Origin of the sequence: Streptomyces rectiviolaceus (assembly GCF_039533825.1) — a bacterium.
Taxonomy (GTDB): Bacteria; Actinomycetota; Actinomycetes; order Streptomycetales; family Streptomycetaceae; genus Streptomyces; species Streptomyces rectiviolaceus.
Map to the genome: position 1 here is coordinate 1 of NZ_BAAAUG010000216.1, position 22,403 is coordinate 22,403.

21 protein-coding genes are annotated in these 22,403 nt (G+C 70.8%); 13 read left to right on the forward strand and 8 right to left on the reverse strand.

Annotation, left to right across the window (positions count from 1 at the left end):
* Positions 1-561 (forward strand): zinc-binding dehydrogenase (locus tag ABD378_RS41640; protein WP_344530267.1); only part of this gene is annotated, 561 nt, incomplete at its 5' end.
* A gap of 365 nt (positions 562-926) precedes the next feature.
* Positions 927-1,232, forward strand: coding sequence for a carboxylesterase family protein (locus ABD378_RS41645; RefSeq protein ID WP_344530269.1), 306 nt, complete (start codon positions 927-929; stop codon positions 1,230-1,232).
* Positions 1,233-1,301: 69 nt separating this feature from the next.
* Here ABD378_RS41645 and ABD378_RS41650 read toward each other — a convergent pair whose 3' ends face one another.
* The 5 genes from ABD378_RS41650 to hutU form a co-directional block, all read right to left on the reverse strand.
* Positions 1,302-1,517: a hypothetical protein gene (locus ABD378_RS41650; protein ID WP_344530271.1), complete on the reverse strand. Its 216-nt coding sequence runs from the start codon at positions 1,515-1,517 to the stop codon at positions 1,302-1,304.
* Between the two features lie 102 nt (positions 1,518-1,619).
* Positions 1,620-2,804: an imidazolonepropionase gene (hutI, locus tag ABD378_RS41655; RefSeq protein WP_344530273.1), complete on the reverse strand. Its 1,185-nt coding sequence runs from the start codon at positions 2,802-2,804 to the stop codon at positions 1,620-1,622.
* Positions 2,805-3,126: 322 nt separating this feature from the next.
* Positions 3,127-4,479: a formimidoylglutamate deiminase gene (locus tag ABD378_RS41660; protein ID WP_344530321.1), complete on the reverse strand. Its 1,353-nt coding sequence runs from the start codon at positions 4,477-4,479 to the stop codon at positions 3,127-3,129.
* On the reverse strand, positions 4,476-5,678 hold the full coding sequence (locus ABD378_RS41665; RefSeq protein WP_344530323.1) for an allantoate amidohydrolase: 1,203 nt from the start codon (positions 5,676-5,678) through the stop codon (positions 4,476-4,478). The genes ABD378_RS41660 and ABD378_RS41665 overlap by 4 nt, the downstream gene beginning before the upstream one ends.
* A 17-nt stretch (positions 5,679-5,695) precedes the next feature.
* On the reverse strand, positions 5,696-7,378 hold the full coding sequence (gene hutU / locus ABD378_RS41670) for a urocanate hydratase (RefSeq protein ID WP_344530275.1): 1,683 nt from the start codon (positions 7,376-7,378) through the stop codon (positions 5,696-5,698).
* A gap of 146 nt (positions 7,379-7,524) precedes the next feature.
* Here hutU and ABD378_RS41675 point away from each other — a divergent pair, with 146 nt between their 5' ends.
* A complete protein-coding gene (locus tag ABD378_RS41675) occupies positions 7,525-8,970 on the forward strand; it encodes a type III PLP-dependent enzyme domain-containing protein (protein WP_344530277.1) in 1,446 nt (481 codons plus the stop codon).
* Positions 8,971-9,069: 99 nt separating this feature from the next.
* Entirely contained in the window at positions 9,070-10,449 is a 1,380-nt protein-coding gene (locus tag ABD378_RS41680) for an APC family permease (RefSeq protein ID WP_344530279.1), read from the forward strand.
* A gap of 66 nt (positions 10,450-10,515) precedes the next feature.
* Here the strand turns inward: ABD378_RS41680 and ABD378_RS41685 are convergent, their stop codons facing one another.
* Positions 10,516-11,349 (reverse strand): MurR/RpiR family transcriptional regulator, encoded by an 834-nt coding sequence (locus ABD378_RS41685; RefSeq protein ID WP_344530281.1) that lies wholly within the window; start codon positions 11,347-11,349, stop codon positions 10,516-10,518.
* Entirely contained in the window at positions 11,346-12,917 is a 1,572-nt protein-coding gene (locus ABD378_RS41690; RefSeq protein ID WP_344530283.1) for an aromatic amino acid ammonia-lyase, read from the reverse strand. The genes ABD378_RS41685 and ABD378_RS41690 overlap by 4 nt, the downstream gene beginning before the upstream one ends.
* 152 nt (positions 12,918-13,069) lie before the next feature.
* Between ABD378_RS41690 and ABD378_RS41695 the strand changes: the two genes are divergently transcribed.
* The 9 genes from ABD378_RS41695 (at position 13,070) to ABD378_RS41735 (ending at position 20,667) form a co-directional block, all read left to right on the forward strand.
* Positions 13,070-14,317, forward strand: coding sequence for an ABC transporter ATP-binding protein (locus ABD378_RS41695; RefSeq protein ID WP_344530285.1), 1,248 nt, complete (start codon positions 13,070-13,072; stop codon positions 14,315-14,317).
* A complete protein-coding gene (locus ABD378_RS41700) occupies positions 14,314-14,961 on the forward strand; it encodes an ABC transporter permease (RefSeq protein ID WP_344530287.1) in 648 nt (215 codons plus the stop codon). Before ABD378_RS41695 ends, ABD378_RS41700 begins: the two co-directional genes overlap by 4 nt.
* Before the next feature lies 1 nt (position 14,962).
* Complete coding sequence (locus ABD378_RS41705) at positions 14,963-15,634, forward strand: ABC transporter permease (RefSeq protein WP_344530289.1); 672 nt, start codon at positions 14,963-14,965, stop codon at positions 15,632-15,634.
* Between the two features lie 21 nt (positions 15,635-15,655).
* Complete coding sequence (locus ABD378_RS41710; RefSeq protein ID WP_344530325.1) at positions 15,656-16,591, forward strand: ABC transporter substrate-binding protein; 936 nt, start codon at positions 15,656-15,658, stop codon at positions 16,589-16,591.
* Positions 16,592-16,684: 93 nt separating this feature from the next.
* Entirely contained in the window at positions 16,685-18,097 is a 1,413-nt protein-coding gene (locus ABD378_RS41715; protein ID WP_344530291.1) for a purine-cytosine permease family protein, read from the forward strand.
* Between the two features lie 11 nt (positions 18,098-18,108).
* Positions 18,109-18,531 (forward strand): hypothetical protein, encoded by a 423-nt coding sequence (locus ABD378_RS41720; protein WP_344530293.1) that lies wholly within the window; start codon positions 18,109-18,111, stop codon positions 18,529-18,531.
* Between the two features lie 87 nt (positions 18,532-18,618).
* Positions 18,619-19,404: a phosphodiesterase gene (locus ABD378_RS41725; RefSeq protein WP_344530295.1), complete on the forward strand. Its 786-nt coding sequence runs from the start codon at positions 18,619-18,621 to the stop codon at positions 19,402-19,404.
* A gap of 43 nt (positions 19,405-19,447) precedes the next feature.
* Complete coding sequence (locus tag ABD378_RS41730) at positions 19,448-20,029, forward strand: TetR/AcrR family transcriptional regulator (protein WP_344530297.1); 582 nt, start codon at positions 19,448-19,450, stop codon at positions 20,027-20,029.
* Positions 20,030-20,061: 32 nt separating this feature from the next.
* Complete coding sequence (locus ABD378_RS41735; RefSeq protein WP_344530299.1) at positions 20,062-20,667, forward strand: hypothetical protein; 606 nt, start codon at positions 20,062-20,064, stop codon at positions 20,665-20,667.
* 293 nt (positions 20,668-20,960) lie between these two features.
* Here ABD378_RS41735 and ABD378_RS41740 read toward each other — a convergent pair whose 3' ends face one another.
* Entirely contained in the window at positions 20,961-22,352 is a 1,392-nt protein-coding gene (locus tag ABD378_RS41740; protein WP_344530301.1) for a cystathionine beta-synthase, read from the reverse strand.
* Positions 22,353-22,403: the final 51 nt, after the last annotated feature.

Consider the following 22,403-nt stretch of genomic DNA (forward strand, 5'->3'; position numbering starts at 1 on the left):
GGCCCGATCCTGGGCCGCCGCGTCCTGGTGACGGGGGCAAGCGGCGGCGTCGGCCGGTTCGCGGTGCAGCTCGCGGCGCGCGGCGGCGCCCACGTGGTGGCTGCGACGAGCGACCCCGCCAAGGGCGAGGCGCTGACCAGCCTGGGCGCCCACGAGGTTGTGGCGGCCGACGCCCTCAAGGCCATCGCGCCGGTGCACGGAGTGATCGACGTGGTCGGCGGCCCTCAACTGGTCTCCGCGTACGACGCGTTGGCCCCGCACGGAATCCTGGTGGCCGTCGGCCACAGCTCGGGAGACGGAGAGGACTTCCCCTTCGGCGCCCTGTTCGGCGACGCCGGCCGCCACGACCGCTCCCTGACGACGTTCTTCCTGATGGACGACGCGGCGGGCCTCGGCGCCGACCTGGAGTGGCTGGCCTCACTGGTCGCCCGTGGCGAACTGGACCCCCAGATCGGCCGCCGCGACGACTGGAGCCGCACCCAGGAGGCACTGGGCGCGCTGCTCGCCCGCGAGGTCGCGGGCAAGGCGGTGCTTGATATTCCAGTGGCGACGGGTCTCTAGCCCAGGCTGCCGGGCAGGGCGACGCCGTGGATCACTGTTGCCCCGCAGTGGCGGAGTTCAGGAACCGCCTTGGGGACGGCGAGCAGGGAGAGCCGACCTCACCGCCGACCCAAGTCGGCGAACCTGTCCGGTCACAGCACCAGCGAGGCCGAATCACAGGAAAGTCGCGCTCAGCAACGGGCATATCACCCATCCCGTGAGACTTTCCTGCAACAGCCGTCAGGCCACCCGCGCTCCCCGGCGCCAGACCTCGCTGACCAGCGGGACTCCCGGGCGGTACGCCAGGTGGACGTGGCTCGGGGCGTCGAGGAGGGCGAGGTCCGCGCGGGCGCGTTCCCCTCCCCCGCGCTGGCGTGGGCCACCGCGTGATCACCGACCGCATGTGGGCGCGCGGCACGCAGGCCCAGCACGATGCGCTCGCACGGCATGTCCCGGTGTACGCCTACGTGTTCGCCGACCGCGACGCACCCATGTTCCTACCGCTGCCCGGCGACTTCGACTTCGGCGCCTTCCATGCGGGCGACATCCCGTACCTGTTCGAGGACGAGACGGCCGAGCCGCAGTTCACCCCCGCACAGCGCCGCCTGTCGGCCACGATGAGCGAGTACTGGGCCGCGTTCGCCCGCACCGGCACGCCGGGTGCCGGTGGCCTGCCCGCCCGCGAGGGCTGACGCGGCGCACAGGCTGCGGGGGTGCGGGGGGGACCCGCGAAGGGCCCCCCGGAGGGTGATCGGCGGCGGTCAGCGGGTCGGCGGCTTGACCCAGCCCTTGCTGACCAGCTGGTCACAGTGCCACTTGCCCTGCGCCGGGCTCTCCCCCTTGTCGGCGGTCGCCTTGAGGCAGTCCGCGTAGGGGTAAGGGGGGCCCTGGTCAGGGGAGGCGGGGGCGGCCTGGGCGGTCGCCGTCGACATGCCGAGCCCGCCGGCGGCCACGGCCAGGGCGATGGCCATACTCATTCGACGCACAAAATTCTCCACTTCTCGCGTCTTCTCGTGTCATCGCGTGCCGAAGCGGAACGCTCCGGCGATCGCTCAACGAGAGAGGCCGTCGGCGAGAAATCACCCATCCGCTGTAACTCGTCGGCGGCCCCGCTGCCACACCTCGCTGACCAGCGGGACTCCCGGGCGGTACGCGAGGTGGACGTGGCTCGGGGCGTCGAGGAGGGCGAGGTCGGCGCGGGCGCCTTCGCGTACGAAACCGACGTCCGTGCGCCGCAGCGCCGCCGCGCCGCCCGCCGTGGCCGACCAGATCGCCTCGTCCGGGGTCATGCCCATGTCCCGTACGGCCAGGGCGATACAGAACGGCACCGAAGACGTGAAGGACGAGCCCGGGTTGCAGTCCGTCGACAACGCCACCGTCGCGCCCGCGTCGAGGATGCGGCGGGCGTCCGGCCACTCGGCCCGGGTGGAGAACTCGGCGCCGGGCAGGAGCGTCGCCACCGTGTTGCTGTTCGCGAGGGCGTCGACGTCCGCGTCCGTCAGGTGCGTGCAGTGGTCCGCCGATGCCGCGTCCAGTTCGACGGCGAGTTGTACGCCCGGACCGTACGAGAGCTGGTTCGCGTGGATGCGGGGGTGCAGGCCCTTCGCCTTGCCCGCCGTCAGGATCGCGCGGGCCTGGTCGCCGTCGAAGGCACCCTTCTCGCAGAAGACGTCGATCCAGCGGGCGTGGGGCGCGCAGGCGTTCAGCATCTCGCCCGTGACCAGGTCTACGTACGCCGCCGGGTCCTCCGCGTAGTCCGGGGAGACGATGTGGGCGCCCATGAACGTGACTTCGTCCGTGTGGCGGGCCGCGATGCGGAGGGCTCGGGCCTCGTCCTCCGTCGTCAGGCCGTAGCCGGACTTCGTCTCGAACGTCGTCGTGCCCTGGCGCAGGGCCTCGCGGAGGTAGTGCCGGACGTTCGCCTCCAGCTCGGCGTCGCTCGCGGCTCGGGTCGCTGCGACCGTTGTGCGGATGCCTCCCGCCGAGTACGCGCGGCCCGACATGCGGGCGTTGAACTCCTGGGTGCGGTCGCCCGCGAAGACGAGGTGGGAGTGGGAGTCCACGAAACCGGGGATGGCCGCGCGGCCTTGCGCATCGTGACTCTCGTCTGCCGCGGGGGCCTTTGCGGCGGGGCCTACCCAGGCGATCTTCTCGCCGTCCAGGACGACGGCGGCGTCCGTCAGGAGGCCCAGGAGGCTTCCGTCCCCTAGGGCGGGGTCGTTGGTCACCAGGCTGCCGATGTTGGTGATGGCTGTGGTTGTCATGGGGCTCTCCGTGGGAGGTGGGCTGGAGTTCGGGCGGCTTCTTCTTTCCCCGATCCCGCCCCTTCCCGAAATTTTCCGGCTCCGCCGGCCGGGGTGGCCGTAGATCACCGGCTCCGCCGAGTTCGTCCTCAAACGCCGGACGGGCTGAGAGACCTGCGGCCGGGCTGGGGGCCGGCTTAAGGGGTGGGCGGGCAACTGCTGGGTTTCGGGTGGGCGGGCGGGAAACTCCCCGCGAAGCGGCGGTATGGCCCCGCAGCCGACGACGGCGCGTCGGGGGGGGGCTGGAGCCGCCACGCGGCAACAGCGGCGGTTCAGGCCGGAGTCAATCTCGCAGCGCCGCCACCGCCTCCGCCAGCGCCCCCGGCACATCGTCGACCAGGGCATGGGACCCGTCCCGTACGACATGGCGGCCCCCCACAATCGTGTGGCGGACGTTCGCCGCCGTCGCCGCGAACACCGCCGTCTCCGCCGCCAGGCGCGGCAGCGGCCCCGCCGTGCGGACCGAGTCCAGGGCCACCGTCGCGAAGTCGGCCAAGGCCCCCGTCTCGATCACGCCCGCATCCGCCCAGCCCAGCGCCGCATGCCCGTCCGCAGTCGCCGCCCGCAGCAGCGCCGCCGCCGTCCAGTGGCCCCGCGTGTGCGAGCGCAGGCGCTCGTTGAGTTCCATCGCCCGCGCCTCTTCGAGGATGTCGATGACCGCGTGGCTGTCGCTGCCCAGGGAGAGAGGGCTGCCTGCTCTCTGGAGGCGGGCTGCCGGGCCGATGCCGTCCGCCAGGTCGCGCTCCGTCGTGGGGCACATGCACGTGCCCGTCGTCGTGCGGCCGAGCAGGGCGATGTCCTCGTCCGTGAGGTGGGTGTTGTGCACGCCCGTCGTACGGGAGCCCAGAACCCCGTGGTCCGCCAGGAGGCGGGTCGGAGTGCGGCCGTGGACCCTCTGGCACGCCTCGTTCTCCGCCGTCTGTTCGGAGAGGTGCACGTGGAGGGGTGCCTTGCGGGCCGACGCCCATTCCACCACCGCGCCCAACTGCCTTGCCGGTACCGCCCGTACGGAGTGGATCGCCGCGCCGATCCGGGCGTGCTCGCGGTCCTTCAGGGCCGATGCCCGCTCCGCCCACGCCTCCGTCGTACCGTCGGAGAAGCGCAGTTGGTGGCGGTTCGGGGGCTCGCCCCGTGTCTCCGTAAGGAGGCCCGACGCCACGTACGCCGTGTCCAGGAGCGTGATGCGGATGCCCGCGTCCGCCGCCGCCTGGATCAGCGCCTCGCCCATCGCGTTGGGGTCGGAGTAGGCCGCACCACCCGGGCCGTGGTGCAAGTAGTGGAACTCGCCCACCGTGGTGATACCCGCCAGGGCCATCTCCGCGTACACCGCCCTGGCCAGCGCGTGGTACGTCTCCGGCGTCAAGCGGTCCGCCACCGAGTACATGACCTCGCGCCACGTCCAGAACGTGCCCGAGCCCACCTGGACCGTGCCGCGCAGCGCTCGGTGGAAGGCATGTGAGTGGGCGTTCGCGAGACCCGGGAGCGTCAGGCCCCGCAGCACCACGGCGCCGGGTGGGGGCGTCTCCACCCCCTTGCGGACCGCCGTGATCCGGTCGCCCGTCACCTCCACCGCCACGCCCGGCTCGACATTCGTGTCGAGCCAGGCGTGCTCCAGCCAGTACGTGTCCGTCTTCACCTGCACGCCAGCCCTTCCAGTACGTCGGCCAGTGCGGTCACCCCGGCGACGCAGTCGTCCTCGGCGGCGAACTCGGCCGGGGAGTGCGAGATGCCCGTGGGGTTCCGTACGAACAGCATGGCGGTGGGGATCGACTCGGACAAAATGCCCGCGTCGTGTCCGGCGCCCGTTCCGAGGACGGGCACCTCCCTTCCCTCGCTGCCGCCCAGGATGGTGCCCAGTTCGTCCCGCAGGGCGTGCTCGAACTCGACCACCGGCGTGAAGGACTCGCGTACGACATCGAGGTCGATGCCGTGCCGGTCCGCGTACTCGCGGGCGGCCTTCTCGATGCCCGTCACGACCGTGTCGAGGGTGGACTGGTCGGCCGCCCGCGAATCCAGCCAGCCCCTGACCAGGGACGGGATCGCGTTGACGCCGTTCGGCTCGACCGAGATCTTGCCGAAGGTGGCTACCGCTCCCGCCAGTTCGGCTTCCCTGCGCGCCGCCAGGACCGTCTCCGCGTACGTCAGCATCGGGTCGCGGCGGTCCACCAGGCGGGTGGTGCCCGCGTGGTTGGCCTCGCCCCTGAAGTCGAAGCGCCAGCGGCCGTGCGGCCAGATGGCGGAGGCGATGCCGACCGGGTCGCCGGTCAGGTCCAGGGCGCGACCCTGTTCTACGTGGAGTTCCACGAACGCGCCGATGCGGGCGAGGCGTTCGGGGTCCGGGCCGATGGACTGCGGGTCGTAGCCCGCCGCCTCCATCGCCTGCGGGAGCGTGACTCCGTCGGCGTCCGTGAGCTGGTGGGCGGCCTCGACCGTCAGCTTGCCCGCCGTCAGGCGGGAGCCCACGCAGGCCAGGCCGAAGCGGGCACCCTCCTCGTCACCGAAGTTGGTGATGGCGAGGGGGCGCCGGAACGCCACCTTCCGGGAGCGGAGTTCGTCCAGCGCCGCGAAGGAGGAGACGACGCCGAGAGGGCCGTCGAAGGCGCCGCCGTCCGGGACGGAGTCCAGGTGGGAGCCGGTGACGACCGCGTCGCCCCGGGACGGGTCGCCGAGCCACGCCCACTGGTTGCCGTTGCGGTCGACCTCGTAGTCGAGGCCGCGCGCCTCGGCCTGCGCCTGGAACCACAGGCGGCACTCGGCGTCGGCGCCGGTCCAGGCGTAGCGGCGGTAGCCGCCGGAGGCGTCGCTGCGGCCGATGGGCCGCAGCGAGCGCCACATGGCGTGGAACGTGTCGCTCACGCCTGGTCACCCTCGCTGCCGTCGTCGCCCTCGCGCATCGGGATCCGTACGCCCTTCTCGTCCGCCACCGACTCCGCGATGTCGTAACCCGCGTCCACGTGCCGGATGACACCCATCCCGGGGTCGTTGGTCAGGACGCGGCGGATCTTCTCGCCCGCCAGCTTCGTGCCGTCGGCCACCGAGACCTGGCCCGCGTGGATGGAGCGGCCCATGCCGACGCCGCCGCCGTGGTGGATGGAGACCCAGGAGGCGCCCGAAGCGACGTTCACCATGGCGTTCAGGAGCGGCCAGTCGGCGATCGCGTCGGAGCCGTCCAGCATGGCCTCCGTCTCGCGGTACGGGGATGCCACCGAGCCGCAGTCCAGGTGGTCGCGGCCGATCGCGAGCGGGGCGGCGAGGGTGCCGTTGCCGACCATGTCGTTGAACATGTCGCCCGCCTTGTCGCGCTCGCCCTGGCCCAGCCAGCAGATGCGCGCCGGGAGGCCCTGGAAGTGGACCCGCTCGCCCGCCATCTTGATCCAGCGGTGGAGGGACTCGTTCTCCGGGAAGAGGTCCAGGAGCGCCTTGTCCGTCTTGTGGATGTCGGACGCCTCGCCGGAGAGCGCGGCCCAGCGGAACGGGCCCTTGCCCTCGCAGAAGAGGGGGCGGATGTAGGCGGGTACGAAGCCGGGGAAGGCGAACGCGCGGTCGTAGCCCGCCAGTTGGGCCTCGCCGCGGATCGAGTTGCCGTAGTCGAAGACCTCGGCGCCCGCGTCCATGAAGCCGACCATCGCCTCGACGTGCCGGGCCATGGACTCACGGGCGCGGGTGGTGAAGCCCGCCGGGTCCTTGGCCGCGTACGTCTGCATGTCGTGGAAGTCGACGCCGGTGGGGAGGTACGCGAGCGGGTCGTGGGCCGAGGTCTGGTCCGTGACGATGTCGATGGGCGCACCCTCGGCGAGCATCTGCGGGAGGAGGTCCGCCGCGTTGCCGAGCAGGCCGATGGAGAGGGGGCGGCGGGCGTCACGGGCCTCGACCGCGAGCTGGAGGGCGTGGGCCAGGTTGTCGGCCTTCACGTCCAGGTACTTGTGCTCGATGCGGCGCTCGATGGCGCGCGGGTCTACGTCGATACAGATCGCGACGCCGTCGTTCATGGTGACGGCGAGGGGCTGGGCGCCGCCCATGCCGCCGAGCCCGGCGGTGAGGGTGATCGTCCCGGCGAGGGTGCCGTTGAACTTCTTCGCGGCGACGGCGGCGAACGTCTCGTACGTGCCCTGGAGGATGCCCTGCGTGCCGATGTAGATCCACGAACCGGCGGTCATCTGCCCGTACATGGTGAGGCCGAGCTGCTCAAGGCGCCGGAACTCCTCCCAGTTCGCCCAGTCGCCCACGAGGTTCGAGTTGGCGATCAGGACGCGCGGGGCCCACTCGTGGGTCTGCATGACGCCGACCGGGCGGCCGGACTGGACGAGCATCGTCTCGTCCTGCTTGAGGGTCCTGAGCGTGCGCACCATCGCGTCGAAGGAGCGCCAGTCGCGGGCGGCCTTGCCCGTGCCGCCGTAGACGACGAGCTTGTCGGGGTGCTCGGCGACCTCGGGGTCGAGGTTGTTCTGGAGCATGCGGAGGGCGGCTTCCTGCTGCCATCCCAGGGCGCTCAGTTCCGTACCGCGCGGTGCCCGTACGGGGCGGGGTCCTGACATGGCGATGCCTCCTCGCGTGAAGTTCTGCTGGTCGAGCTCTGCCGCTCTGCTGTGACCTTGTTATTCACATCCTGCGATGTTGAATAGAGCTAGTCAATACGTTGACAGGGCAGCGGAGCCGCGTCACGGGTGATTGGCTGGAACGCATGAGCGATCAGGACGCGGAGACCGCACACGCATCCGAGGCGGGCAGAGAGCAGGAAGCCCCCACCCGACGCCTCAGGGCGGCGGATCCATCGGAGGGCCCCTCGGAGGGTTCCGCGGCGGACTCCGCAGCCCGTCGTGACCAGGCCGTCCGCGCCGCCGTCGAGCAGGGCCTCGTCGACCCCGCGTCCCCGATCGTCGGCCTGCTTGACGTCACCGGCATCCGCTCGTCCGCCTCCACCCTGCGCGCCGCCTTCGAGGCGGTCACACCGCCCGGCACACCCGTCCTGCACGCCTTCGCGGTGAAGGCCTCGCCCCTGGTCCCGGTCCTGCGGCTGCTTCGTGACGCGGGCATCGGCGCCGAGGTGGCGAGCCCCGGCGAGCTGGCCCTGGCGCGGGCCGCCGGTGTGCCGCCCACGCACACCGTCCTGGACTCGCCCGCGAAGACCCCGGCCGAGCTGCGCGATGCCCTCGCCCTCGGCATCGCCGTGAACGCGGACAACCCGCAGGAGCTCGCCCGCATCGACGCGATGACCCGGTCGGCGCCCACCCGCTCGCCCATCGGCCTGCGCGTGAACCCGCAGATCGGCGGCGGCTCCATCGGCGCCCTTTCCACCGCGACGGCGAGCTCCAAGTTCGGCGTGGCGCTGCTCGACGAGGGCGCCCGCGAGTGGATCGTCCAGGCTTATCTCGACCGCCCCTGGATGACGCGGCTGCACGCCCACTCCGGGTCACAGGGGATGCCGCTCGAGCTGATGGTGCGGGGTGTGTCGGCGACGTACGAACTGGCCGAGGAGATCAACGAACGGGCAGGCCGGCAGCAGATCGACACCATCGACATCGGCGGCGGCCTGCCCGTGAACTTCGGCTCGGACGAGGAGACCCCGACGCACGCGCAGTACGCGCGCCGCCTGAAGTCCCGTGTCCCCGGCCTGCTCGACGGGCGCTACGGCCTTGTCACCGAGTTCGGCCGCTCGCTGCTCGCCAAGCACGGCACGATCCTGGCCCGCGTCGAGTACGCCAAGTCGGCGGGCACCCGGCCCATCGCGGTGACGCACGCGGGCGTCCAGGTGGCGGCGCGCACGGTGTACGCGCCCGCGTCCTGGCCGCTGCGGATCGCCGCGTACGACGCGAAGGGCCGCCCCAAGAGCGGCCCGCCCGTCGGCCAGGACATCGCGGGCCCGGCCTGCTTCGCGGGCGACCTGCTCGCCGAGAACCGTCCGCTCCCGCTGCTCGAACAGGGCGACTACGCGGCGGTGCTCGACACGGGCGCGTACTACTTCGCGCACCACTACTCGTACAACAGCCTTGCCAGGCCCGGGATTTACGGCTTCGCGACGGGGTCAGGCGACCACGTCACCTTCGCCACCGTGCGGGAGCCGCAGACCCTGGAGGAGATCGTCGCCGAGTCGGGGGGCGGGCGGCGGGACGCGCTGCGGGACCTCTGAGGCGACTACGGGACCTCTGAGGCTCCTCAACTCCCGCATCTTTGCCGCGCTTCCGGGGCAGGTGCTCCCTCCAGGCACACCCTCGGGGGAGATGATCCTGTGACGACATCCGATACGCCCACCACCACACCACCCGCCGGAGAACCCGCGCTGAACCGCGCGATCGGCCCCAAGCTCCTGATCCTCTTCGTGATCGGCGACATCCTCGGCACCGGCATCTACGCCACCACGGGCAAGGTCGCGGGAAAGGTCGGCGGCGCGCTCTGGCTGCCGTTCGCCATCGGCTTCGTCGTGGCGATCCTGACGGCGGCGTCGTACGTCGAGCTGGTCGGCAAGTATCCGAGGGCGGCAGGGGCCGCCCTCTACACGCAGAAGGCGTTCAAGGTACCTTTCCTCACCTTCATCGTGGCGTTCATGGTGATGGCATCGGGGCTTTCGTCCGCGAGCGCGGCGGCGCGCGCCTTCAGCGGCGACTACCTGAGCGAACTGACGAACGACGCGCTCCCGCCGACGCTGATCGCGATCCTCTTCATCCTCGCGCTCGCGGCGCTGAACCTGCGGGGCGTCTCCGAGTCGGTGAAGACGAACGTGGTGCTCACGCTCGTCGAGCTGACGGGCCTGGCCATCATCCTCGCGATCGGCGCGTACGCCGTGCTGAGCGGGGACGGGGATCCCGGCCGCCTCACGGACTTCGAGTCACCGGACGGCGGCACGGGCTACGCCCTGATGACGGGCATCCTCGGCGCGACCGCGCTCGGCTTCTTCGCGTTCGTCGGCTTCGAGGACTCGGTGAACATGGCCGAGGAGACGAAGGATCCGACGCGTACGTTCCCGCGGGCGATCTTCATCGGTGTCGCGGTGACAGGCACGATCTACGTCCTGGTGGCGCTGGTCTCGTCCCTGCTCGTGGACTACAAGGTGCTCGAGGGATCGAGTGGACCGCTCCTCGAAGTCGTGAAGGCGGGCGGCATCGACTTCCCGCACAAACTCTTCGCGCTCATCGCCCTGTTCGCGGTCACCAACTCGGCACTGATCAACATCATGATGGCCTCGCGGCTCTGTTACGGCATGGCCAACGAACGCATCCTGCCGCGCGCGATGGGCCGGGTCCTGGCCCGCCGCCGCACGCCGGTGGTCGGCATCGTCTTCGTGTCGCTCCTGGCCGTCGGCCTGGTGTCGACGGGCGAGATCGAGGGACTCGGCGACACGACGGCGTTCCTGCTCCTGTGCGTGTTCGCGGTGGTCAATGTGGCGGCCCTGGTCCTGCGCAAGGACCGGGTGGACCACGAGCACTTCCGTACGCCGACGGTGCTGCCCGTGCTCGGCGCGATCACCGCCCTGATCCTGGCGAGCCCACTGGCGGACCGGCCCGCCGAGGTCTACATCCGGGCCGGGGTCCTTGTCGCGATCGGCGTCGGCCTCTGGGCGGTCAACAAGGTGGTGATGAAGGCGCGGGGCGAGGACGGCCGGGAGGACTGATCAGGCGCTCACAGGCTGCGGGGGCTCATACGGCTCGGTCACCGAGCGTTCACCCCTTGGAGCTGCTCACTCCACGAACAACCCCCGCGCCGCCGCCCCCGCATCGAACTCCTCAAGCCGCGCCTGCGCATCAGGAAGCCCGTCGCACATCGCCTCAAGGAGCACCCGGCCGAGCAGCATCGGCGCGCACGCCGTGTCGAAGGCGAGGCCCGTGCCGACCGCCGCCGGGAGGAGGAGGTCGGAGTGCGCCGCGACAGGGGCGAACGCCGAGTCCGCGACCGTCACCACCGAAAGGCCCGCCGACTGGGCGTACGCCAGAGCGTCGACCACCTCCCTCGGATGCCGCGGCAGCGCGAAGCAGAGCAGAGCCGAGGCCCCCGCCCGTACCGCAGCGTCGATCCGGTCGGCCAGCATCGTGCCGCCCGCGTCGAGGAGGCGTACGTCGGGGTGGACCTTCGCCGCGAAGTACGAGAAGCCGTACGCCTGGGACGCGGCGGCCCGCAGGCCGAGGACGGGGAGCGGGCGCGAGGAGGCGAGGAGCCGCCCCGCGCGCTCCACCGGCGCAGGGTCGGCGAGCACCTCCGCCAGGTGCTGGAGGTTCGCGATCTCCGCCTCGACCGCCTGCTGGTACTCGTTGAGGGAGGCCTCGCCCGCCGCCTCCGCTGGCGCCAGCTCCCGCAGGTGCTTGCGCAGCGCCGGATACCCGTCGAAGCCGAGCGCCACCGCGAAACGGGTCACCGATGGCTGGCTCACCCCGGCGAGCTCCGCGAGTTCGACGCTGGACAGGAAGGGGACGTCCGCCGCCCGCCGCACCATGCAGTGCGCGATGCGCCGCTGCGTGGGCGTGAGCCGGTGCCCCTCGAAGAGCACTTGCAGCCGTGCCGCAGGACTGTCACTCATACCGTTCCCCTCACAACACCCTGACTCTCAAAGGCCGTTCCGCCCCCGGACCCGAGGTCCAGCCACAGCTCGGTGAACCGGTCGAGCAGCCCGGCCGCCGCCGTCACATCATCCGTCAACGGCCGGTCGGCCAGCTCCGCGTCGAGCACCGAGTCCGCGAGCTCGAAGGCCCGCCCGACGGGCAGCTCCGGATCGAGTCGCATGTCCCGCTGCCTCAACGCCCTTATGGCCGCCACCAGTTCGCAGCCGACCACCAGGCGGTACGCCTCGCACGCCCGCAGCGTCTGCCGCGCCGCGAGCGAGGCGAAGCTGGCCTGTTCCTCGACGCCACGGGAGAGCACCGCGTGACCGAGCGAGGCAGGCGCGGAGAAGGCCCGCAGGTCACCGAGGGCCGCACCGGCCGCGTACTCCAGGATCATCACCCCCGATGACGCCGGTTCGCCGTCCGCGAGGAACGGGCGAAGGCGGGTGAAGCCCGGTTCGTTCAGGGTCGAGAGGCGTGAGGTCGACAGGCGCGCCGCCTGCGTGACCGCGAGCCTGAAGTGGTCGAGGGACAGGGCGAGTTGGGCGAGGTAGAAGCCGCCGTGGTGGTAGGCCGCCATGTCCTCCGCCGAGATCAGCGGGTTCTCGGCGGCCGCGTTGATCTCGACGGTCAGGACGTCCTCAAGGGCGTCCGCCGCGTCGTGCGCGGGCCCGTGGATCTGCGGCACACAGCGCAGGCCGTACGGGTCCTGGATGCGGCCGAGCGGCGGCGTGGGCCGATCGGGGGCGCCGAGGATCTGCCGCATGCGTTCGGCGACCGCGTACGAGCCCGCGTGGCGCCGCGCCTCGTGCACGGGCAGCGCGTACGCCTCGTACGAACCGTCGACCGCCATCAAGGTCAGCGCCGCCACCACCTGCGTGGCCGCGACGAGCCCGCGCAGTTCGTGCAGGGCGAGCGCGGACTGGCCGAGCGTGAGGGCGTTGCTGCTGATCAGGGCGAGGGCGTCGTTGTTGTCGAGGGGCTGTGGCGCGGGGGCCGCCCCCGCTCCCTGCCAGGGGTGCTCGCCGGCGAGCGCGAGGCCCATCTGCGCGAGGGCGGCGATGTCGCCCGTGCCGACCGAGCCGAATTCGTTGACCTTCGGGTACGCGCCCGTCTCCAGGGCCTCGCAGAGCGCCGTGACGACGGTCGGGCGCAGGCCCGCGCCGCCCGCGAGGAGCTGGTTGGCGCGGACCGCGAGCATCGCGCGCACCTGCCGCGCGGGCAGCTCGGCGCCGATCGCCCCGGCGTGGCTGCGCAGCAGGCGCAGGCCGTGGTCGGAGGCCGCCTCGGTCGGCACGGACTCATTCCGGTTGGCGCCCACGCCGGTGGAGCGGCCGTAGACGCGCCCCCAGGAGGCGATCTCCCGCGCCGCGTCCCAGGAAGCCTCCACACGCTTCATCCCATCCGTTCCCGGAACGGGCTTTGCGGTGGATTCGGCCATGCGTACGACATCTGCGACCATCAATCCGCGGCCGTCCAGGACGACGACCGAGCCGCTGTCGTCGGTCGCCCTGCCGGTCGCTGTGTCCGCGATTCGAGACGACATCACTCGCAATTCCTCCTCAACCCGGACGCTCCGTCTTGCCCTGCGATCACTCGTAACCAGTGATTTACGCCGGGGCGTGGACAAGCTATTGACAATCTATTCAGTCAACGAGAACTCTGCATGACGATATACAGCCGGGCAAGGGACTCCTCATGATCCAATTCGATACGGTCCACAAGCGCTTCCCGAACGGCACAACCGCGGTCCACGACCTCAGCCTTGAGATGCCGGAAGGGGGCGTGACCGTCCTCGTCGGATCTTCCGGTTGCGGCAAGACGACGACGCTCCGCATGATCAACCGGATGGTCGATCCGACCTCCGGGACGATCAGGGTCAACGGCAAGGACGTCCTGGAGCAGGACGCCGCCGAGCTGCGCCGCTCCATCGGTTACGTGATCCAGCAGTCCGGGCTCTTCCCGCACCGCACGGTCCTGGACAACATCGCGACGGTGCCGCTGCTGCTCGGCTGGGGCCGCAAGAAGGCGCGGACGCGGGCGGCCGAACTCCTGGAGACGGTCGGCCTCGCCGCCGACGCCGGGAAGCGCTACCCGCACCAGCTCTCCGGCGGCCAGCAGCAGCGCGTGGGCGTGGCCCGCGCACTCGCCGCCGACCCGCCGGTGCTCCTGATGGACGAGCCGTTCGGCGCGGTCGACCCCGTCGTCCGCACCCAGCTCCAGGACGAACTCCTGCGCCTCCAGCGGGAGTTGAACAAGACCATCGTCTTCGTCACGCACGACATCGACGAGGCCGTCCGGCTCGGCGACCGCATAGCCGTCTTCCGCACCGGCGGCCACCTCGTCCAGTGCGCCGAGCCCGCCGAGCTCCTGGCCCGCCCGGCGGACGACTTCGTCGCAGACTTCCTGGGCGCGGAGCGCGGCCTGAAGCTGCTCTCCCTGACGACCCTGGCACAGGTCCCGCAGGCCCCGGCCCCGGAGGGCGGCGCCTGGACGCTGCGCCTGGACGCGGCGGGCGCCCCGGTGGCCTGGCGGCACGTGGACGGGGAGGCCGACGACCTCCCCGTACGTCCCCTGCGCGACACGGACTCGCTGCTTTCGGCCCTCAACGAGTCCCTGTCCTCCCCGACCGGCCTCGTGGCCCGGGTCGACGAGACGGGCGCCCTGACCGGGGTGACGTCGCGGGAGGACATCCACGACCGGGCGGGCGCGACGCACGAGAGGGGCCGGGCAGTCTGCGGGCCGGTGGGGGCTGATCGCGCAGTTCCCCGCGCCCCTGACGGGGCGCCCCTGGAAGGGGCGCGGGGAACTGCGCGAGCAACCCAAGACGACCCGCACCCGCCAGCGGACCTCCCGAGGCAGACGGGACCGCAGCCCACGGAAGGCGCAGGCGGCACGGACCCAGAGGCCAGCACCGCCCCCGCGGCAACGGACCGCACCCCGTGACCGTCGACTGGTCGTGGATAGCCGACCACACCGACGACCTCACCACCCTCACCCTCTCCCACCTCCAGGCCGCCCTCACCGCCGTACTCCTCGGCCTGCTCGTCTCGCTCCCCCTGGCCGTCGTCGCCCACCGCGTGCGCGCCCTGCGCGGGCTGCTCCTCGGCCTGTCGAACATCCTCTTCACCATCCCGTCCATTGCCGTCTTCGTGCTGCTCCTGCCGGTCAGCGGGCTCACCCGCACCACCACCGTCATCGGCCTGACGATCTACACGCTCGTCGTGCTCCTGCGGAACACCGTCGAGGGCCTGGACTCCGTCCCCGCGAAGACGAAGGAAGCGGCCAAGGCCATGGGCACCCGGCCCCTGCGCACCCTCCTCACCGTCGAACTCCCCCTCGCACTCCCGGTGATCATGGCGGGCGTACGGATCGCGACGGTCATGGCGATCTCCCTCGTCTCCGTCGCGACCTACATCGGCGACGGCGGCCTGGGACAGCTCTTCACGGACGGGTTCCAGCGCAACTTCCCCACCCCCGTCATCGTCGGCGTCGTCCTGACCCTGCTCCTCGCGCTCGTCGCGGACGCGCTGCTCGTCACCCTCCAGTACGTCCTGACGCCCTGGACCCGCCGCAAGAGGAGCGCGTGACATGTACGAACTCTTCAAGGACCTCGGCGCCTGGCTGGTCAGCGGCGAGCAGTGGGCCGGGTCCGACGGCATCGGGCACCGCCTCGCCGAGCACCTCCAGTACTCGCTGCTCGCGACCCTCATCGCCGCCGCCATCGCGCTGCCGGTCGGCCTGCTCATCGGGCACACCGGGCGCGGCGCCTTCCTCGCCATCAACCTCTCCAGCTTCGGACGCGCGCTGCCCACGGTCGGGCTCGTCGTCCTCGTCTTCCTCGCCAGCGGGCTCTCGATGTGGCCCGTCTACATCGCGCTCGTCGCCCTCGCCATCCCCTCCATCGTCACCAACACGTACGCGGGGATGACCGCCGTAGACCCGGAGGTGCGCGACGCCGCGCGCGGCCAGGGCATGCGCTGGCACCAGGTCCTCTTCCAGGTCGAGCTGCCCCTCGCGCTCCCGCTGATCATGACCGGGCTCCGGCTCGCGCTCATCCAGGTCGTCGCGACGGCCACCATCGCCGCGTACGTCTCCTTCGGCGGGCTCGGCCGGTACGTCTTCGACGGGCTCGCCCAGCGCGACCTGGTCCAGGTGCTCGGCGGCGCCGTGCTCGTGGCCGTCGTCGCCGTCGTACTCGATCTCGCGCTCTCCGGACTGCAGCGCGCCCTCTTCCGCCACCGCCCCGCCAAGTCGGCCTAGGAGCAAACCCAGATGGCCCCCATCAACCGCAGGACCGCTCTCGGCGGACTCTTCGCCGCCGCGTCCGTCCCCGCGCTCGCCGCCTGCAGCGGCGGCATCACCTCCCTCGACGGACAGGGCTCCGGCGGCGGAGGCGGTGGCTCCAGCAAGAACGGCGTCACCATCGGCACCGCCAACTTCACCGAGAACCAGGTGCTCGGCTACCTCTACGCCGCCGCACTCCAAGCGGCCGGCGTGAAGACCACGGTCCGCCCCAACCTCGGCACCCGCGAGATCCTCATCCCCGCCCTCAAGGGCGGCGACATCGACCTCCTTCCCGAGTACCAGGGCGCGCTCCTGCACTACCTCGACACCAAGGCGAAGGCCACCGAGGAGGGCGAGATGCAGAACGCCCTCGCCATGGTCCTGCCGCGCGGCCTGCAGATCCTGCCCTACGGCAAGGCGGAGGACTCCGACGCCTTCGTCGTCACCCAGGAGACCGCCGACAAGTACGGCCTGAAGACCCTCGCGGACCTCGCGAAGCACAACGGCAAGCTCGTCATCGGCGCCGCGCCCGAGGTCAAGAAGCGCACGGTCGGCTCGGTCGGCCTCAAGGACGTCTACGGAGTCGAGTTCAAGGAGTTCAAGTCACTCGACTCCTCGGGCCCGTTGGTGAAGGGCGCCCTGAAGAAGGGCGACGTCGACGTCGCGAACCTCTTCACCACCGACACCGACATCGTCGCCGAGAAGTGGGTCGTGCTCACCGACCCCAAGAACCTCATCCCCGGCCAGCACGTCGTCCCGCTCATCGCCGACCGCAAGGCCGACTCGACGGTCCGCGCGGCGCTCGCCCGCCTGGGCAACGCACTGACGACCAAGGACCTCACCGAGCTCAACCGCCTGGTGGACAAGGACAAGAAGGACCCGGAGGACGTCGCGAACGACTGGGCGGCGCGGCACGGGATCACCAAGAAGTAGCTCGCCAAGAAGTAACTCACCAAGAAGTAACCCGCCCCCGCAGGAAACCCCGCAGGAAAGCAGTTCACCCAGCAGCAGGGAGTTCACCGGATCATGGCAGACACTCTCGTGGAGCGACGCTCCATCGACGTCGTCCCCGACGACGAACGGCACGGCACGGCGTTCAGCCAGTTCACCCTGTGGCTCGGCGCCAACCTGCAGATCACCGCGGTCGTCACCGGCGCGCTCGCCGTCGTCTTCGGGGGCGACGTGGTGTGGTCGGTGGTCGGCCTGCTGCTCGGCAATCTGCTCGGCGGCGCGGTGATGGCCCTGCACTCGGCGCAGGGCCCGAAGCTGGGCCTGCCCCAGATGATCCAGTCCCGCGCCCAGTTCGGGGTGCGCGGCGCGGTCGTGCCGCTCCTGCTCGTCATCCTCATGTACGTCGGCTTCTTCGCCAGCGGCAGCGTCCTTGCCGGACAGGCCACGGCCCAGCTCACGCACACGAACGACACCACCGGCATCATCATCTTCGCGGTGGTCACCGCGGTGGTGGCGGCGGTCGGCTACCGCGTGATCCACGTCCTGGGGCGGGTGGCGAGCGTGATCTGCGCCCTCGCCTTCATCTACCTGGGCATCCGCCTCCTGGACCGCGTAGACATATCGACACTGCTCGGCGACGCGCACTTCGACCTGCCGATGTTCCTGCTCGCGGTGTCGCTCTCGGCGTCCTGGCAGCTCGCCTTCGGTCCCTACGTCGCGGACTACTCGCGCTATCTGCCGCGTACGACGTCGGGGCGTGCCACCTTCTGGTGGACCCTGTCCGGTTCCGCGCTCGGCTCGCAGTGGTCGATGACGTTCGGTGTGCTCGTGGCGGCGAGCGCGGGGGACGCGTTCCTCGCGAACCAGGTCGGATACGTGGTCGGCCTGGGCGGCACGGGCCTGATCGCGTCGTTCCTGTACTTCGTGATCGCGCTCGGCAAGCTGACGATCAACGTGCTCAACACCTACGGCGGCTTCATGTCGATGGTGACCAGCATCAGCGGATTCCGCGGCCAGAAGACCCTCTCGCCGCGCGGCAGGGCGGCATACATCTCCCTGATCATGGTGGCGGGCACGGTGGTGGCGCTGCTCGGCAAGGACAGCTTCCTGACGTCCTTCAAGGACTTCCTGCTGTTCCTCCTGACGTTCTTCACGCCGTGGTCGGCGATCAACCTGGTCGACTACTACCTGATCTCCAAGGAGCGCTACGACATCCCGGCGCTCTCGGACCCCCACGGCCGCTACGGGGCGTGGCGCTGGGACGCGCTGACGGTCTACGGAGTGGGCCTGCTCGCCCAGCTGCCCTTCCTGGTGACGCACTTCTACACGGGCCCGCTGGTGGAGCCGCTGGGCGGCGCGGACATCTCGTGGATCGTGGGCCTGCTGGTCCCGGCGGTCCTGTACTGGCTGCTTGCCCGCCGCGACACGTCGCACATCCCCGCGGAAAGGGGGGATAGCCCCACTGTCACGCCCGTGTCGGCTGCGTAACGTAAACGCTTATGGAAGCCCGTGACGCCGAACTCAAAAAGGAACTCGACGCCACTCTGCACGCCCGCAGAGAGCTAGGCGAAGAGTACGAGTCCGCGCTGGTCGACTCTTTCCTCGGGAAGGTCGAGCAGCGCCTGGACGGCACCATCGACCGGCGGATGCGCCGGCACATGGCCGAGCAGCAGATGGTCGTCGCCCGCGGCTCCCGCGCGCCCAACAGCCCCGTGGACTCCTGGGGCGAGCGCTTCGGCTTCGGCATCGTCTCGCTGATCCTCGCGATCCCGCTCTCGGCGATCGGCGTGGTCAACGCCGACCTGCCCGGCCTCTTCGTCACCTGGGGCGGCATCGTCGGCGTGAACGCGGTGCATTCGATGCGTGGCATGAACTTCGGCCGCCGCGTGGACCGCGGACGAAAGTCGGAGTGGGACGACTGAGCCCGGATCGGCCCGCAGCAGGGCCCGGGATTCTGCTGTGAGCTGGACCGGTGGCGCGGGGGGCCGGGTGGGACGGACCGTGCCGTTATGAGCATCTCCGTCGCGCACCTCAGTGACCTGCACCTCACCACCGGCCCATTGGCCGCCGAGCCGGCGGCCGGTCTGCGCCGCGCGCTCGGGCGCGTCCTGGCCCTGGAACCCCGGCCCACCTGCGTCGTGCTCACCGGCGACCTGACGGAACACGGCCACCCCGACGAGTACGAGCAGCTGCGCGAACTCATCGCGGACTTCCCGCTGCCCCTGCACCTGACGACCGGCAACCACGACGATCCGGCGGCCCTGGTCAAGACGTTCGGCGGCGAGCCGCAGCTCGGCGGCACGCACACCACGCGCTACGCCGTCGAGTACGACGACCTGACGCTGCTCGCCCTGGACTCGAACGTGCCCGGCGCCGGACACGGCCACCTGGGCGAGGCCCAACTCGCCTGGCTGGACGAGCGGTTGGCGGCACGCCCCGAGGTCCCCGCCCTGGTCTGCGTGCATCACCCGCCGGCGGACATCGGCATCCCGTTCCTGGACGGCATGCGCCTCACGGACGGCGAAGCCCTGGCGGAGGTCCTGGCCCGCCACCCCCACGTGGTCCGGGTCCTCGCGGGCCACGTCCACCGCCCGATCACCGGCGCCTACGCGGGCACGACCCTGTCGACCGCCCCGTCGACGTACCTCCAGAGCTCCCTGACGCTGCACCCGGACCGCACCATGGGCTACGCACCCGAGCCGCCGGCCTTCCAGCTCCACCTCCAGACGGCCACCGGCTGGGTCACGCACACGGTGGCCGTGAGCCATGCGGCCGCGCGGATCCAGGGGTACTGACGAAGCGTCGGACAAGACGCCGACGGAACGCTAAATTAGTCACATGACTAACTCAGCCGACCGGTCGGCCTCACCGCGCGGTGAGCGCCGACGCGGGCAGTTGGCCGACGCCGGCGTGGAGTTGCTGGCGGAGGCCGGCTGGCCCGGTGTCACCACCCGCTCCGTCGCCGAGCGCGCAGGCGCCAACCTGGGCCTGATCCACTACTACTGGGGCGGGCTTCCGGCGCTGAAGGCGGCCATCGCCCGCCGGGCCGGCGAGCAGGTATTCGACCCGGTGACCGAGGAGCTCAGCGGAACCACGACGCTCGAAGAGGCGCACTCCAAACTGATCGAGCTGCTGTCCGCCCCGCACGACGGCAGAACCGCCCGGCTGACGGTCGAGCTGATCGCGGGCGCGGCCCGTGAGCCGCTGCTCGGCGACGTACTGCGGGAGTCGCTCACCGAGACCAGGGCTCGACTACGCGGCTGGCTCAAGGGAGTTCACCCGGGCGCACCGGCCGGAAGCGAGACCGTACTGATCGCGCTGATCGACGGCATGCTGCTGCACCGGATGCTCGACCCCGACCTGGACAACCGGGAAGCGCTCGCCGCCCTGTCGCACTTCCTGCCGGGCCGCGCCGCCTGACGGCACGCCCCCATCCCCCTGGAGGATCCACAGTGGAAGCGGAAGCTGATGTGGGAGCGGAAGCGGAAGTGGGAGCGGCCAAGCCCAGTTGGGCCTTCGGCGCCGGTGCCACCCGCGCCGAAAAGGGACTCGCCTACGCGGTCTCCGCGTTCGGCATCGGCGCACTGGTGGTCGGCGGACAAGGCCTTGGCTGGTCCTGGTGGCAGTGGCTCATCGGCGCCCTGCTCGTCCACGATCTGGCCGGTGGCGTCGTCGCCAACGGCCTTGACACCGCCAAGCGCTTTTACCACTCCCCGCTCACCTTCACCGACTCGGTGTTCGCCCGCTTCATCCACCACCCGGTGGGCTTCACGGCGCTCCACTTCCAGCCGGTTCTGATCGCCCTCGTGATACCGGGCGGCACCTGGTGGTGGGGGCTGCTCTGGTACGCCTGGGCCCTCACCGGCGCGATCACCGTGGACCTCGTGGCAGAGCGGCTGAAACGACCGGTCGCCCTCGCCTTCGTCGTCACCGGGATCATGGTGGCGGCCTACGTCGACGCCCCTCCGGGGCTCGACTGGCTGCCGGCCGTACTGCTCCTGAAGCTGGTCCTCGCCCATGGGGTGCCGGAAGGCCTCGGCAGAGCCGACTCCAGGTGACCGCGGGTTCATGCGCGGGGACCGCCGCACCCCCGGTTTCCCAGGGGGCGGGACGACGGCGATCCCCGCGAGGGACGCGTGCCGGGTCAGGACCGGGCCTCGCGTCCAGGCGTTCAGAGGTCCGGGAGCCGCTCCGGAGTTCCTGTACGCCGACAACAACCAATGTGCCGGAGCCGTGTTAAGCGGGTGCTGCGCGGACGTGACGCGCTCGTACCACTTCCGCGAAGTTCGCACCACGGCTCACGGCACACGGCACACGGCACCCAGTGGCCAACGGCCAACTGCCCTGCCTGCTACTGCCCCTGCTGCTCCGCCAGGAACGCCAGCAGGTCCTGACGGCTCACCACACCGGTCGGCTTTCCCTCGACCAGGACGATCGCCGCGTCGGCCCTGCCGAGCACCGACATCAGGTCGGCGACCGGCTCACCGGAGCCGACCTGCGGCAGCGGGTCCGACATGTGCTTCTCGAGCGGGTCGGAGAGCGAGGCGCGCTGCGTGAACAGGGCGTCCAGGAGCTCGCGTTCGACGACGGAGCCGATGACCTCGGCCGCCATCACGTCCGGGTGGCCCGCGCCCGGCTTGACGATGGGCATCTGCGAGACGCCGTACTCACGCAGTACGTCGATGGCCTCGCCGACCGTCTCCTCCGGGTGCATGTGGACGAGTGAGGGCAGCTCGCCACCCTCCTTGCGGCTCAGTACGTCACCGACGCGAGGCGCGTCGCCGGCCTGCTCCAGGAATCCGTAGTCGTTCATCCATTCATCGCTGAAGATCTTGCTCATGTAGCCACGCCCGGAGTCGGGCAGGAGCACGACCACGACATCGTCGGGCCCGAGCCGCTCCGCGACCCGCAGCGCGGCGACGACGGCCATGCCGCAGGACCCGCCGACGAGCAGCCCCTCCTCCTTGGCGAGCCGCCGCGTCATCTGGAAGGAGTCCTTGTCGGACACGGCGACGATCTCATCGGTCACGTTGCGGTCGTACGCGGTAGGCCAGAAGTCCTCACCGACGCCCTCGACGAGGTAGGGCCGCCCGGAGCCGCCGGAGTACACGGACCCCTCGGGGTCGGCACCGACGACGGTGACGCCCCCCTTGGAGATCTCCTTCAGATATCCGCCGGTCCCGGAGATGGTGCCGCCGGTCCCGATGCCTGCCACGAAATGGGTGATCTTCCCTTCCGTCTGCTCCCACAGCTCGGGGCCGGTGGAGTGGTAGTGGGAGAGGGGGTTGTTCGGGTTGCTGTACTGGTCGGGCTTCCAGGCGCCGGGGGTCTCGCTCACGAGGCGGTCGGAGACGTTGTAGTACGAGTCCGGGTGCTCGGGATCAACGGCCGTGGGGCAGACGACGACGTCGGCCCCGTACGCGCGCAACACATTGATCTTGTCGAGGGAGACCTTGTCCGGGCACACGAAAATGCACTTGTAGCCCTTCTGCTGGGCCACGATGGCGAGCCCGACCCCGGTGTTGCCGGACGTCGGCTCGACGATCGTGCCGCCGGGCTTGAGCTCCCCGCTCTGCTCCGCCGCCTCGATCATGCGCAGCGCGATGCGGTCCTTCACGGAACCGCCGGGGTTGAAGTACTCGACCTTGGCCAGGACGGTCGCCTGAATGCCCGCGGTCACATTGTTGAGCCTCACCAGCGGGGTGTTGCCGACGAGGCTGATCATCGAGTCGTGGAATTGCACCGTTGTCTCCGGGCTGCGATGTAGTGCGACGAATGGGTGCCGTCAGCCTAA